This window comes from Rahnella variigena, assembly GCF_003610915.1.
GTDB lineage: Bacteria > Pseudomonadota > Gammaproteobacteria > Enterobacterales > Enterobacteriaceae > Rahnella > Rahnella variigena.
In genome coordinates, this window is sequence record NZ_NSDJ01000001.1 from 2888099 (window position 1) to 2901579 (window position 13481).

Genomic DNA, 13481 nt, shown 5'->3' on the forward strand with positions numbered 1-13481 from the left:
AGAAGTGCTGATTGTTAACTGCTTCACAGAATGGCGTGATTTTTAAAATTGTGGTTATTAAATGGCGGGTAAAAGGGCTTAAATTATAAAAAGCTGACTGAAAATTGTGTTTTGTTGTCCTGAAGAAAAAAGACGCAAAAATACACTGCGAGGAAACACCCAAATGCCCGCATCTGATTATCTCGAACGTATTGCCCTTAACGAACGTCAGGTCTCTTTTAACCGGATGAGCCGCGGCAGCGCCAATTATTTTCACTGGCATCAGTGCCTGGAATTACTTTTTGTCAGTCAGGGCTACGGCATTGTGATTGTCGATAATCAGCAATACACGCTACGGCCGGGTCGGATGTTTGTCTTCCCGCCATTCAAACTGCATAAAGTTTTTGTGGAAGCGGACGAGAAGAACGCGTATTTGCGCACCACCATTCATCTCGATCATCAGTTGCTGGATGGCTGTCTGCAATCATTCCCGCAGCGCCGCAGGCGATTCGCCAGTCTGTGGGATGCCGACCGTCCCGCGCCGATTTTTGATCTGAGCGATCATGCCAGCCATATAGAAGTGATCCTCGAACAGTTTAATCAGTTGCCCGAATCGCAGGCGGATCAATGGGAAGAAATCGCCATGCTTATCCTGCAACTGATGGTATTTATGCCTGCGGAAGACGGGCAGCCGAAAACCATCAGTCGCACGACGGCCTCGAAAGTGATGCAATGGATCGAAGAAAATTACGTGCAGAAGTTTTCACTGGCAGACCTTTCGGCTGCGCTGGGTCTTTCAGAAAGCTATATATCACGGGTATTCGGACAGGAAACGGGCGGCTCTATTCAGGATTATCTCGCCACGCGGCGGGTAAAACGCGCCTGTGAACTGCTGCGGTCAACCGACCGTTCGGTTGAAGAGATCGGGCTGCAATGCGGCTTTTCTGACGCGCCGTATTTTATCACCCGTTTTAAGAAAATGATCGGCAAAACGCCGCTGCAATATCGCAAGGCGGCGTTTTCATTATTACCGTGAAATCCTCACATTGACTGCCAGCCAGCGGGGGAGGAACCGAGCGGTGAAGCCGGTAAACCCCATTGCAGCGACGTGTTTTCCAGCCAGACTGGCGCAAGCAAACGCCGGGCATTACCCCAGACGGTGATTTCCGCCTCCGTAGAGAAGTCGGCTTGTTCTGCGGATCCAATCAGCGGTTCGTCGCTGGCGGCGGATGCGCCATTTTCCATCAGTTCCCGGGCGGTACGTGCCAGCGACAGGCGGAATTCGCTGCCCTGACCGGTCTCCACCCGTTGCGCTAAACCTTGCAAAACGGCTGCGGCCATCAGATAACCTGTGGTGTGATCAAGCGCCTGAACCGGCAGAGGCACCGGTTTATTGCTCCCAGACAGCTTCATTCCCTGTTGCGCAATGCCACAACTCATCTGCACCAGACTGTCGAAACCGCGGCGCTCGCGCCACGGCCCGCTCCAGCCATAGGCGTTCAGACAGACATCCACCAGACCCGGCGCAATAGCACGACGCTGCTCGCTGCCATAGCCGAGTTTGTGCAGCGCACCGGCACGGTAGCCATGAACAATCACATCTGCGTCACGCAATAATTCTTCGAACCGGTGCCGGTCCTGCGGGTTATGCAAATTGAGCCGCGCACAATGTTTACCCAAAGTGACATCGGCTTCCTGACTGGTTTCATCCCAGCCAAAGGGATCGATACGCAACACATCGGCACCCAGTCCGGCCAGAAAACGTGTGGCGACCGGCCCGGCGATGATCCGCGTCAGATCCAGAACCTTAATGCCTGCCAGCGGTTTTTCACGGGATAATGCCCATTGCGGCAGCATGGCTGCCGGTGTTAAGGAGCGCTGAAACAACGGCTCATTGTGCAGGGATTTTCCCTGAACATGCTGCTGCCATTGTTCCGGGCTGAGCATCTGCGCGGCGCATCCTCCCGCCTGCACCACGGCCTGTTCCAGTTCAGCCTTTTTCCACATAATGACCCGCTGTGCCAGTGCTTCGCGGCTTTGTGCTTTTCCGAGCAGCGTTTCCACCACTTTGCGGTGCGCAGGTGCATTGGTATGCAAACGGATCCAGCCATCTGCTGTCGCGTAGTCACCCGCCAGACTGTCCCAGGCGGGAGGAATTTCCCAGCCTTCTGGCCTGATGCTGGTTTTACACCAAAGGGACGCCAGCCGGCGGTCGACGGTTACGGTTTCATGTCCGCCATGTCTGAGCGCCAGTAACCGCGACAGCCCCATTCCGGCTAATGCCAATGATGCGGTAATAAGCGGGGTGACCGGATAATAAGACGGCAGATTTCCTGCGCCGTTAATATGAAGCGAACAGGAAAGTGAAATCTCGCCGGTGAGCTGAGCGTACAGCGCCCGAGCCTTCTTCTGAATAAGTTCATCTGACATGCGTTAACTCCGCTGTGAGGAATTTTGGCTTTACAAATTTATAACATCTATAAGACAGTGTGGGAAATTAATGAGTGACACTGTCACATAAAAGGTTTTAACTTTGCGCTAACAGAATGCTCCTAAAGTCCTCTGCAGTTGTTTCCCTTAAACAGGGTATTCTTTACGGCTCAATCCCTTGTTTCCAAAAACCCTCTCAGCCCTTGCCATACGGGGGATGAGCACAGTCATAAGCGCTCACTTTTTCAAGCGAAATATTAGCTGAATGCATTCAATTTCTTGTACTCGGCTTGTGAATTTTACGTTAGCCTTAGGGTCGAAAATTCTGAATACGCGGGGACTGCGTTTTTGTGACGAAGCCCCAGATTTTTTGCCCAGTACAGGAAACGATTCTGGCATGGAACGAAGAGCATTTATTAAAGCATCTATGGCACTCGCCGCCTGGTGTGGTGTGCCGGCAATGTCCACACTGTTCACCCGTTCCGCAGAAGCGGCAGAGGCGAATGTGGCAGACGGCGGCGAATTGCCGTTTGATTTCAATGCGCTGAAAAAAATGGCGAAAGATTTGGCGGACAAGCCCTACGGTGGCGCGCCTCAACCCTTGCCTAAAACGCTGGCTGAACTGACGCCGCAGGCTTACAACGCCATTCAGTACGATCATGCGCATTCACTGTGGAATGGTCTGCCGGACCGCCAGCTGGATGTGGAATTATTCCACGTCGGCATGGGCTTTAAGCGCCGTGTGCGCATGTATTCCGTGGATCCGGTGAAACATATGGCGCGTGAGATTCATTTCCGCCCTGAACTGTTCAACTATCACGATGCAGGTGTGGATACAAAGCAGCTGGAAGGCTTCTCAAACCTCGGATTCGCCGGTTTTAAAGTCAACAAAGCGCCGGAACTGACGCGTCGCGACGTGGTGTCTTTCCTCGGCGCCAGTTATTTCCGTGCGGTGGATGATACCTACCAGTACGGCCTGTCAGCGCGCGGTGTGGCGGTGGATACCTTCACGGATCAGCCGGAGGAATTCCCGGATTTCACCGCATTCTGGTTTGATACTCCGAAACCCGGCGATACGACGTTCACCGTTTATGCGCTGCTGGACGGCATGAGCATCACGGGGGCCTATAAATTCGTGATCCACTGCGAACCGACCCGCGTGGTGATGGAAATCGAAAACCACCTGCATGCCCGCGAGGACATCAAACAGCTGGGTATTTCTCCGATGACCAGTATGTTCAGCTGTGGCACCAGTGAACGCGGGCGTTGCGATACGATCCATCCGCAAATTCACGACTCAGATCGACTGGAAATGTGGACCGGTAACGGCGAATGGATTTGTCGTCCGCTGAATAACCCGCAGAGTTTGCAGTTCAACGCATTCAGCGATAACAGCCCGAAAGGGTTTGGTTTGTTGCAGCTTGACCATGATTTCGACAATTATCAGGACGTCATTGGCTGGTATAACAAACGCCCGAGTTTATGGGTCGAACCGGTCGGAGACTGGGGGAAGGGCGCGGTTAACCTGATGGAAATCCCGACGACCGGCGAAACGCTGGATAACGTGGTGTGCTTCTGGCAGCCGGAAAAACCGGTGAAATCCGGCGCTGAGTTCAGCTTCAGCTACAAACTGTACTGGAGTTCTGAGCCGCCGCACCGCAGCCCGCTGGCCAATGTGCTGGCGACCCGTACCGGTATGGGCGGTTTCCCGGAAGGCTGGGCACCAGGCGAAAACTATCCGCAGGTCTGGGCGCGCCGTTTTGCCATCGATTTCGTTGGCGGCGAGCTGAAAGCTTTTGCGGATAAAGGCATCGAGCCGGTCATCAACGTCTCTCACGGGAAAATCAAAAATATCGAGATTCTGTATGTGCAGCCGTTCGATGGTTATCGCATTCTGTTCGACTGGTATCCGGACAGCGATTCTGTCGCACCGGTTGAGTTGCGTATGTTCCTGCGCAACGGACAGACCGCCTTGTCAGAAACCTGGCTGTATCAGTATTTCCCGCCCGCGCCGGAAAAACGCAAGTACATAGACGATCGAAAAATGACGAAATAGTCCCCGTCATCCTTCAGGCCGCAGGTGCGCTGGCTGCATTCGCTCACCCGAATCACTGACTTTAGTCAGCTCATCGGGATTCGTTCGTTTGCCGCCTTCCTGCAACCTGAATGATTTAGGGGAGCGGTGATTAATAAATACAAAAAGCCCCGATAATTGGACTGCACCCCAAAAGTTGGACACCCAACTGAGTAAGGTGCAGTTTTTTATGGCGAAGCCAAAATATACCCTCGAAACCAGAGTGGCTGTGGTCAGCCATTACCTCTACGGCAATGACGGGACACAACGGACCGCAGAACGTTTTGGTGTCGAAAGAACATCCGTTCGTCGCTGGGTCAGAGCCTGGCAATTACACGGTATTGATGGCATTACCTGGAAAAATGACCGCCATTCTCCGGCATTCCGGATTGCTGTTGTCCGGACTGTTCTCGGTGAAGAACTTTCAATGCGCGAAGCTGCCGCACGGTTTAATATCTCAAACGAGACCGTCGTCCGGCACTGGGTTAATGTCTACAAAGACGCTGGTGAGAATGGACTTCTGAGCATAAAACCCGGCCGGAGCAAAGGCATGACAAAACCCAAAAAAGCATCCCCACTTACCGATGAGGCGCTGGAAAAGTTATCTCCCGAAGAGCTGCGGGCTGAGCTCCGTTACCTGCGTGCAGAGAATGCCTACCTAAAAAAGCTAAAGGCCTTAGTTCAAAGCGAGAAAAACGGCAAAAAGCCGCAATAATCAGTGAGCTAAGGCGTAATTATGCGCTTAGTGACCTTCTGCGTGCAGCGGGGATGTCCCGCAGTACGTGGTATCACAATATGAACGCGCTGAAGCGAGTGGACAGGCATGCCGGACTGAAAGACAAAATCAGAGAGATATACCACCATCATAAAGGGCGTTATGGTTACCGCAGGATCACGCTCTCACTGAGAAAGCAGGGGCTGCTGGTGAACCATAAAACAGTACAGCGGCTGATGGCAGAGGTGTCGCTCCGGTCGCTTATCAGGGTGAAGAAATATCGCGCCTGGAAAGGGGAAGCGGGCAAGGCAGCCTCCAACCTCCTGAGTCGGGACTTCAGTGCATCAAAAGCCAACGAAAAGTGGGTTACGGATGTTACAGAGTTCTCGATACAGGGTAAAAAGTTGTACCTGTCACCGGTTCTCGATCTTTTTAACCGGGAAATCATCTCATACAGCCTGTCGGAAAGACCGGTGATGGAAATGGTGAATACCATGCTGCGTGATGCGTTCGCAAAGCTCAGTCCAGAAGATGCCCCGTTGTTGCACTCGGATCAGGGTTGGCAGTATCGAATGGCAGCCTATCAGGCAAAATTAAAGGCAGAGGGCATAACGCAAAGTATGTCGCGTAAAGGAAACTGCCTGGATAATGCTGTAATGGAGAACTTCTTCGGTACGCTGAAATCGGAGTGTTTTTACCTGAGCCAGTTCGGGAGTCTCAGGGAACTGAGGGAGGCGATAGAGGGGTATATCCATTACTACAACAACGAAAGAATAAGCCTGAAATTAAAAGGCCTGAGTCCGGTAGAATACCGAACCCAGGCCCTGAAAGCCGCTTAACATGAACTGTCCAACTTTATGGGGTCAGTCCATAATTCGGGGCTTTTGCTTTTCTACATTATTATTTTTTGCAGGTGAACCAGACACAGGATCTTGCAAAATGCTTTAACGGGTAAAGCAAGGATAACGCACGGTACTCAACTGATGAAGGCCAGGATGGCAATCAAAACGCCTTCACCAGCATTCCGTTCTGCGGCTGTTGCTGAGGATTTCTCAGCGCAGCATCGAAAGATTTTTCGACTTCTTTCAACTGCTGTAAAAATTCATTTGGCGAAAAATCGTGTGGTTTGCTGCTCATATAGGCAAGCGCCAGTTCTTTGGCATTGTAGCGCTGAAAGTTATACATGCTGTTCCCTTATTAATGTTCGAAATATTAATGGAATGGCTAACAGCGAGCTGGCTAATGACCACTGCTTACGACGTGCTGCCAATGAAGTGAATAATACGTGACTGGCTGATAAGCGGAAGTCGCTTTTATTGATGTATTCAATAGATGAAAGCTAACACTCGACGGAATGAGTTTTGTGAGGAAATCATGCCGGTTTATATAATCATTTTGGGGTATTACGTGATCGGAGAATTATTTCCCTCAATATTTGAATCATCTTCATTATTTGAAAAATTTCTTTGCGAGTCATGCTGTTAATGTGAATTAAAAGGGTTGGGCTTCCTGCCGCGCTGCGTTACCCTCGGGGTAGTTATTCACGTATGCATTATCAACGAAAAGAGGTTTTTATCATGAGTAAATTTATCTTCTCTTCGCCAAGGAAATACGTTCAGGGCAGCGGTGTTCTGGATGAATTAGGGGATTATCTGCCTGCTCTGGGCGGAAAATCATTCCTGATAGCTGATGATGTCGTTTGGGGAATTATCGGTGGTCGCGTTAACGCGTCACTGAAAAAAGCCGACGTTGAATTCCATTATGAACGCTTTAACGGAGAAGCCTCGGCCAACGAAATTACCCGTCTTGCCGCCATCGCCCGCGATGCGGGAACAAAGGTGGTGGTCGGCCTCGGCGGCGGTAAAACACTCGATACCGTAAAAGCCATTGCCGATGAACTGAAGCAAAATGTGGTGATTGTGCCGACCGTGGCTTCCACTGATGCGCCGTGCAGCGCACTATCCGTTATCTATTCGGATGAAGGCGTTTTCGAATCTTATCGCTTCTACAACAAAAACCCGGATCTGGTACTGGTTGATACCCATGTCTGCGCACAGGCGCCGGTACGCCTGTTTGCTTCCGGTATTGCCGACGGTCTGGCGACGTTTGTTGAGGCGCAGGCTGTGCTGCGTTCACATTCTCATTCAATGGTGGGCGGCGACCCGACAATTGCCGGTATGGCGATAGCAGAAGCGTGCGAGAAAACTCTGCTGACTTACGGTTACAGCGCCTATACCGCGGTTGAGCAGAAACTGGTGACACCGGCGGTAGAAGCGGTCGTGGAAGCCAATACACTGCTTTCCGGTCTGGGCTTTGAGAATGCCGGTCTGGCGGGCGCACATGCCATCCACAACGGTTTTACCGCGATTTCAGGTGACATTCATCATCTGACCCATGGCGAAAAAGTGGCGTACGGTACGCTGACCCAAATGGTACTCGAACAGCGTCCTGACGAAGAGATCGCGAAATACGTTCGCTTCTACCGTTCCATCAAAATGCCAACCACGTTGAAAGAAATGCATCTGGAAAACGAATCTTTTGCCAACCTGGTGAAAGTCGGCGCGCTGGCAGGCGGCGAGGGCGATACGCTGGGTAACCTCAACCACACTCTTTCTGCCGAAGACGTAGCGAACGCTATTCTGGCGGTAGATGCATTCAGTAAATCTGTGAAGTAATTGCTGGCTGGTGCCTCCCCTGTGAAGGGGAGGCCGGAAGGGGATTAGGGCTAACGCTAAGGTAGTTTTGCGGGTGTTAAATCCGCGCCATCACCCACGGGAGCGCCACTGGCAGTTGCGAAAGCAGATACAGCGCAAGACCGATAAAGGCGCCGACGAGCGTGCCGTTGATGCGGATAAACTGCAAATCCTTGCCGATGTTCAGCTCAATTTGCCGCGACATATCACGCGGATCCCAGCCTTTTACCGTGTCGCTGATATGACGCGTCAGGAATTCGGCAAACTCCGGTGCGACTTTTTCCGCAATAGTTTCCATCTGCTGATTCAGCGAGAGGCGCAGTTTTTCATCTTGTGCCAGCGCATTGCCCAGCCATTGCCCGGATTCGGTGACTTTGGCGAACACCCGTGAATCTTCGCTTTCTAAATCGTCTTTCAGCCAGTTACGCATATCGCCCCACAGTTGCAACACGTAAGCATTCAGCTTCTCGTCATCTTTCAGGTATTGCTTGATGTCTTCGGCTTTCTGCGCCGTCGCGGGGTCATTTTGCAGCTTCCAGATAAAGTTCTGCACCGAGCGGTCAAACCCTTTACGGAAGGCGTGGGTTTTATCATTGCCCATATCGTCGAGCACTGAATTCACTGCATTGGACACTAAGTCCGCGCCGTTGCGTCCCAGCCAGCCGGTCGGCAGCAGTTTGGCGGTCAGCGGATGTTCCCGTTTCATCCAGCCGACAATCTGCGCAGAAATAAACTGCCGCGTGCTGTCTTTTGCCAGCAAGATTTCCAGCTGATCCATCGCCTGATCCAGCAGCTCCTGATGGCGTCCGTTTTTAGTCAGGCTTTCCAGCAGGGTGGCAATTGAGGCTGACAGGTCGATTTTGTCGATTACCCGATACAGCGCGCGGCGCATAAGCTGCGCGATGCGCTGATCGTCGGTGACATCCAGAAATCCGCGGATCATCTTCACGGCATATTTCGCAAACCGCTGCGCGTTATCGGGCGCATTCAGCCAGTCGGTCAGCATCCGTGCCGGATCATGCTGGCGGATAAGCGTGATGAGCGTCGCGGGGGCGAGGAATTTCTCCTGCACGAAAACCGCCAGATTATCGGCAATTTTGTCTTTGTTTTTAGGGATGATCGCCGTGTGTGAGGCGACGAACGGCACCGGCACACGGCGAAACAGTGCCACGACCGCAAACCAGTCGGCCATTGCGCCGACCATCGCGGCCTCGGAAATGGCTTTCAGCCCGGAAACCCAGAAGTTGGGTGGCAGGAAAAGGGTGATGACAAACAGGGCGGCGGCAATCAGCAGCAGCCCCAGCGCGTTACGTTTACTTCGGCGAAGTTCTTGTTCTTTATCCATTACCTCAGTTTAGGAAGGGTGCGGCGGCCTGTCAGCTTTTTTCTTGCGATAGCGCCACTTGCGGTGCTGTGTGCCGTCACCAGTTGCCGGAAAGCGGCCAGCGCCGGAGTTTCGCTGTCCTGCCGCCAGGCCATGTAAATCTCCGCGAAGGCATCGGGGTGGCTGAGCGGGCGGAACTCAATATCAGGAAAGCCAAGCTGGCGGGCGCTTTCCGGCACAATCGCCAGCCCGAGACCGGCGCGTACCAGCCCGAGAATGGTGTGGGTCTGGCTGCAATGTTGCACGTAATGTGGCACGACGTTGGCCTGAGCAAACAGCCCGGCCACGCAATCGTAAAAGTATTTGCCTTCAGTGGCGGAATACATAATGAACGGCTGACCAGCAAAGTCGCGCAGACGGATACGCGTTTTCGCCGCAAGAACGGAGGCCGCGGGAAGCGCCACGCATAATGGCTCGCGCAGCACACACTGATAGGCGAGGGGAAATAACGCCACCGGCTGGCGCACAAAGCCGATATCCAGCGTGCGCGCCGCCAGCGCCTGAAGCTGCGCGGAAGACACCATCTCTTTGAGCACCAGCGTAATTTCCGGCAGTTCCTGCGCCGCCAGCGCAATAATCTGCGGAATTTGCCAGTAGCCGCTGACGGCAGTGAACCCCAGCATCAGCCTCCCGATTTCCCCTTTCTCGACGCGTTTTACAGTTTCCTGTGCTTGTCCGGTGAACTCGAGGATCAGTTTTGCATCGCGCAAAAACGTCTTTCCCGAGGCCGTCAGGCTGACGTGCCGGTTGGTTCTTTCCAGCAAACACGCGCCAAGCGCATGTTCAAGTAACTGGATCTGACGGCTCAGCGGAGGCTGCGTCATAAACAATCTTTTCGCCGCGCGTCCGAAATGTAATTCCTCCGCGACCGCCACAAAACAGCGCAACTGGTTTAATTCAATCATTCAATTTTTGACTTGTTCCATTGTCTTTTTAACTTAGACCGTATCGTTAAATGTTTCTACTCTGTTAATTAATTTGGATTTTTTAGATCTAAATGGCGTGACCGGAACGGCAAAAACTGTGTCACCGGTCACAAAAAGCAAGGAATGCACTCATAAGTCTGGAGAGAAAACATGACGTCCCCTACAGATGTGTCAGATAACGCCAAACCGCTGATCCGCGAATCGGCTGCAGAGGCGGTGAAACCGGGTCATTTCCGTTACGTGGTCCTTGGAATGATTTTTGCCATCACGGTGATTAACTACGCCGACCGCGCCACGCTGTCGATTGCCGGTACGGAAGTGTCGCGGGTGCTGAACCTCGATCCGGTGATGCTCGGCATGGTTTTTTCGGCGTTTGCCTGGGCATATATGATCGGGCAGATCCCCGGTGGCTGGCTGCTGGATAAATTCGGCGCACGGCGGGTCTATGGTTGCAGCCTGATACTGTGGTCAGTGTTTACGATGTTACAGGGTACCGTTGGCTGGTTCGGCGTCAGCGGGATTTCGGCGGCTATCATGCTGTTCTTCCTGCGCTTTATGCTCGGTCTGGTGGAGTCTCCGGCATTTCCCGCTAATGCACGCATTGTCGCCTGCTGGTTCCCGACCAATGAACGCGGCACGGCGACATCACTGTTTAACTCCGCGCAATACATGGCGATTGGCGTATTCACGCCGATCATGGCGTGGCTGACTCACGCGCTCGGCTGGGAACATGTGTTCCTGTGGATGGGCGCGGTCGGGCTGTTCGCCGGGATTTTATGGTTCGCCTTTTATAAAGAACCGCACAGCAGTCCGCACATCAAACCTGCCGAACTCGAATACATCCGCGGCAACGGTGCGCTGGTGGATCTCGAACTCAACCGCCGTGCTTCGCGCCAGAAATTCACCTTCCGTGAAGTGATGCAACTTTTCCAGAGTCGCACGCTGTGGGGCATTTATATCGGTCAGTACTGCATTACCTCGATGAGTTACTTCTTTATGACCTGGTTCCCGATTTACCTGATCAAAGGGCGCGGGATGACGGTCATGCAGGCCGGCTGGGTAGTCGCGTTACCGGCGATTTGTGGCTTTACCGGCGGTGTGCTGGGCGGTGTGATGTCGGATTACATGATCCGCCGCGGCGTCAGTCCGTCAAAAGCGCGTAAAACACCGTTTGTGCTGGGTATGTTTTTTGCCGCCATGCTGGCGATGGCGAACTTTGTTTCCACTGATGCGGCGGTGATTGCGCTAATGACGCTGGCGTTCTTTGGCAAAGGTTTATCAGCGATTGGCTGGGCGGTGATGTCCGATACGGCACCGGAGAAAATGATCGGACTGAGCGGCGGGGTGTTTAACTGTCTGGGCAATGTGGCCGGGATTATTACGCCGGTAGTAATCGGTTATATCGTGGCAGCGACCGGTTCCTTTAACCTCGCGTTGTGGTTTGTTGGCGCACACGGTTTACTCGGCATGTTTGGCTATCTGGTGGTGGCGGGCAAGTTTGAGCGCATGGTGATCCGACCGGATGATCGGGAAAATGAGAATTGTTCTTGATATGACAAGATGTGTCATTAAACTGCGTGCAGCATCATTTTCCTGCATTCAGAACGAGAAAAATTCATGGAGTTGTTACGCGTTGTTTTTAAGCAATACCGTTGGCCGTTTTTAGGGGTGATGGCGCTGAGTTTGCTCAGCGCCGTTCTGGGCATTGGCCTGATCGCGTTTATCAATCTGAAACTGATTCAAACCACACAGGCTTCTTTAATCGTTCTGCCGGAATTTCTCGGGCTGTTACTGCTGCTGATGGCCGTGACGCTGGGTTCCCAGCTGGCCCTGACCGTGCTGGGGCACCACTTCATTTACCGCCTGCGCGGACAATTCATCAAACGTATTTTAGACACCGATATTGAGCGCATCGAGCAGATCGGTAATGCACAACTGCTTGCGAGCCTTGGCAGTGACATCCGCAATATCACACTGGCGTTCGTGCGCCTGCCGGAACTGGTGCAGGGGATTATCCTGACCATTGGTTGCGCCGGATATCTGGCGTGGTTGTCGCCGGAAATGTTGCTGGTAACGGTTATCTGGCTGGTGATCACTATTTTTGGCGGCTTTAAGCTGGTGTCTCACGTTTACCGCCATCTGGCGAAAGTGCGCGAGGCGGAAGACAAACTGCAAACCGATTACCAGAAAGTGATTGAAGGGCGCAAAGAGCTGGCGCTGAACCGCGAGCGGGCGCGTCATCTGTTCGACGAGGTTTACCGCAAAGATGCTGAAGAGTATCGCCACCACATTATCCGCGCGGATACTTTCCATCTGAGCGCCGTGAACTGGTCGAATATCATGATGCTGGGCGCAATTGGCCTGGTGTTCTTCATGGCCAACGGCATGGGCTGGTCTAATACCGAAGTGGCGGCGACCTATTCCCTGACGTTGTTATTCCTGCGTACACCGATGTTGCAGGCGGTCGGCGCACTGCCGACGCTGCTCAGCGCGCAGGTGGCGTTTGGCAAACTGAAATCGCTGAAACTGGCGGAATATAATGAGGCGTTTACGCCAGCCATTGCTGCAAAACAGTGGCAGACGCTGGAGTTACGCGACCTGGTGTTCAGTTATGAAGGCAAATCAGAGGGCGCCGGTTTTGGCGTAGGTCCGTTGAATCTGACCATTACCCGCGGAGAACTGGTCTTTCTGATTGGCGGCAACGGCAGCGGAAAATCCACCATGGCGATGTTGCTGACCGGCCTGTATCAGCCGCGTTCCGGGCAGATCCTGCTCGATGGCGTGCCGGTTACGGCAGAAAATGCTGAACAGTATCGGCAGATCTTCTCGGCAGTCTTTACTGATTTCCATCTGTTTGGACAGCTGATTGGCCCGCAAGGCGGACAGCCGGATCCGCTGGTCGTGGAAGACTGGCTGCAACGACTGAAAATGAAAGAAAAACTCCAGTTCAGCGGCAACGAAGTCACTAACCTGCAACTGTCACAGGGGCAACGTAAGCGCGTGGCGTTGCTGCTGGCGGCGGCAGAAGGGCGAGACTTTCTGCTGCTCGACGAATGGGCAGCCGATCAGGATCCGCAGTTCCGCCGGACGTTCTACCGTGAGCTGTTGCCACAATTGCGTGATATGGGGAAAACCGTGCTGGCAATCAGTCATGATGATCACTATTTTGAACACGCTGACCGCCTGCTGGAAATGCGGACGGGCAAACTGACAGAACTGCACGGGCAGGCGCGTATTGACGCCAGCCGTGATGCGGTCGCACAAATTGGAAGTCACTAAA

10 protein-coding genes are annotated in these 13481 nt (G+C 53.1%); 6 read left to right on the forward strand and 4 right to left on the reverse strand.

Annotated elements, in window-relative coordinates; translation table 11 throughout:
* Positions 1-163: 163 nt before the first annotated feature.
* A complete protein-coding gene (locus tag CKQ54_RS13470) occupies positions 164-1015 on the forward strand; it encodes an AraC family transcriptional regulator (RefSeq protein WP_120163418.1) in 852 nt (283 codons plus the stop codon).
* A 5-nt stretch (positions 1016-1020) separates the two neighbouring features.
* Here the strand turns inward: CKQ54_RS13470 and CKQ54_RS13475 are convergent, their stop codons facing one another.
* Positions 1021-2409: a CoA transferase gene (locus tag CKQ54_RS13475; protein ID WP_120163417.1), complete on the reverse strand. Its 1389-nt coding sequence runs from the start codon at positions 2407-2409 to the stop codon at positions 1021-1023.
* Positions 2410-2806: 397 nt separating this feature from the next.
* Here CKQ54_RS13475 and CKQ54_RS13480 point away from each other — a divergent pair, with 397 nt between their 5' ends.
* Together CKQ54_RS13480 and CKQ54_RS13485 are read left to right on the forward strand one after the other, a co-directional pair.
* Positions 2807-4465: a glucan biosynthesis protein D gene (locus tag CKQ54_RS13480; RefSeq protein ID WP_112289271.1), complete on the forward strand. Its 1659-nt coding sequence runs from the start codon at positions 2807-2809 to the stop codon at positions 4463-4465.
* Between the two features lie 208 nt (positions 4466-4673).
* Positions 4674-6037, forward strand: a protein-coding gene (locus CKQ54_RS13485; RefSeq protein WP_120349679.1) for an IS3 family transposase whose coding sequence is annotated in 2 segments (ribosomal slippage) — positions 4674-5163 and positions 5163-6037 — 1365 coding nt in all. Because the reading frame shifts where the segments join, the coding sequence is not laid out codon by codon here.
* Positions 6038-6200: 163 nt separating this feature from the next.
* On the opposite strand, the gene CKQ54_RS13490 is transcribed toward CKQ54_RS13485, so the two are convergent.
* A complete protein-coding gene (locus CKQ54_RS13490) occupies positions 6201-6383 on the reverse strand; it encodes a hypothetical protein (protein ID WP_112289272.1) in 183 nt (60 codons plus the stop codon).
* Positions 6384-6775: 392 nt separating this feature from the next.
* Between CKQ54_RS13490 and CKQ54_RS13495 the strand changes: the two genes are divergently transcribed.
* Positions 6776-7873 (forward strand): glycerol dehydrogenase, encoded by a 1098-nt coding sequence (locus CKQ54_RS13495; protein ID WP_120164037.1) that lies wholly within the window; start codon positions 6776-6778, stop codon positions 7871-7873.
* A gap of 76 nt (positions 7874-7949) precedes the next feature.
* On the opposite strand, the gene CKQ54_RS13500 is transcribed toward CKQ54_RS13495, so the two are convergent.
* Together CKQ54_RS13500 and CKQ54_RS13505 are read right to left on the reverse strand one after the other, a co-directional pair.
* Complete coding sequence (locus CKQ54_RS13500; RefSeq protein WP_120164036.1) at positions 7950-9236, reverse strand: DUF445 domain-containing protein; 1287 nt, start codon at positions 9234-9236, stop codon at positions 7950-7952.
* Entirely contained in the window at positions 9236-10180 is a 945-nt protein-coding gene (locus tag CKQ54_RS13505) for a LysR substrate-binding domain-containing protein (protein ID WP_120164035.1), read from the reverse strand. The genes CKQ54_RS13500 and CKQ54_RS13505 overlap by 1 nt, the downstream gene beginning before the upstream one ends.
* A gap of 171 nt (positions 10181-10351) precedes the next feature.
* Here CKQ54_RS13505 and CKQ54_RS13510 point away from each other — a divergent pair, with 171 nt between their 5' ends.
* Positions 10352-11752 carry an MFS transporter gene (locus tag CKQ54_RS13510; protein WP_120164034.1) on the forward strand — a complete coding sequence of 467 codons (1401 nt, stop codon included), beginning with the start codon at positions 10352-10354 and terminating at the stop codon, positions 11750-11752.
* Between the two features lie 66 nt (positions 11753-11818).
* Positions 11819-13480 (forward strand): multidrug ABC transporter permease/ATP-binding protein, encoded by a 1662-nt coding sequence (locus tag CKQ54_RS13515; protein WP_120164033.1) that lies wholly within the window; start codon positions 11819-11821, stop codon positions 13478-13480.
* Position 13481: the final 1 nt, after the last annotated feature.

What these genes read in the sequence shown, in the direction of transcription:
- CKQ54_RS13515 (WP_120164033.1), top strand. Translation starts at nt 11,819, where the DNA reads ATGGAGTTGTTACGCGTTGTTTTTAAGCAATACCGTTGGCCGTTTTTA.
- CKQ54_RS13500 (WP_120164036.1), bottom strand. Translation starts at nt 9,236, where the DNA reads ATGGATAAAGAACAAGAACTTCGCCGAAGTAAACGTAACGCGCTGGGG.
- CKQ54_RS13475 (WP_120163417.1), bottom strand. Translation starts at nt 2,409, where the DNA reads ATGTCAGATGAACTTATTCAGAAGAAGGCTCGGGCGCTGTACGCTCAG.
- CKQ54_RS13470 (WP_120163418.1), top strand. Translation starts at nt 164, where the DNA reads ATGCCCGCATCTGATTATCTCGAACGTATTGCCCTTAACGAACGTCAG.
- CKQ54_RS13480 (WP_112289271.1), top strand. Translation starts at nt 2,807, where the DNA reads ATGGAACGAAGAGCATTTATTAAAGCATCTATGGCACTCGCCGCCTGG.
- CKQ54_RS13495 (WP_120164037.1), top strand. Translation starts at nt 6,776, where the DNA reads ATGAGTAAATTTATCTTCTCTTCGCCAAGGAAATACGTTCAGGGCAGC.
- CKQ54_RS13505 (WP_120164035.1), bottom strand. Translation starts at nt 10,180, where the DNA reads ATGATTGAATTAAACCAGTTGCGCTGTTTTGTGGCGGTCGCGGAGGAA.
- CKQ54_RS13510 (WP_120164034.1), top strand. Translation starts at nt 10,352, where the DNA reads ATGACGTCCCCTACAGATGTGTCAGATAACGCCAAACCGCTGATCCGC.
- CKQ54_RS13490 (WP_112289272.1), bottom strand. Translation starts at nt 6,383, where the DNA reads ATGTATAACTTTCAGCGCTACAATGCCAAAGAACTGGCGCTTGCCTAT.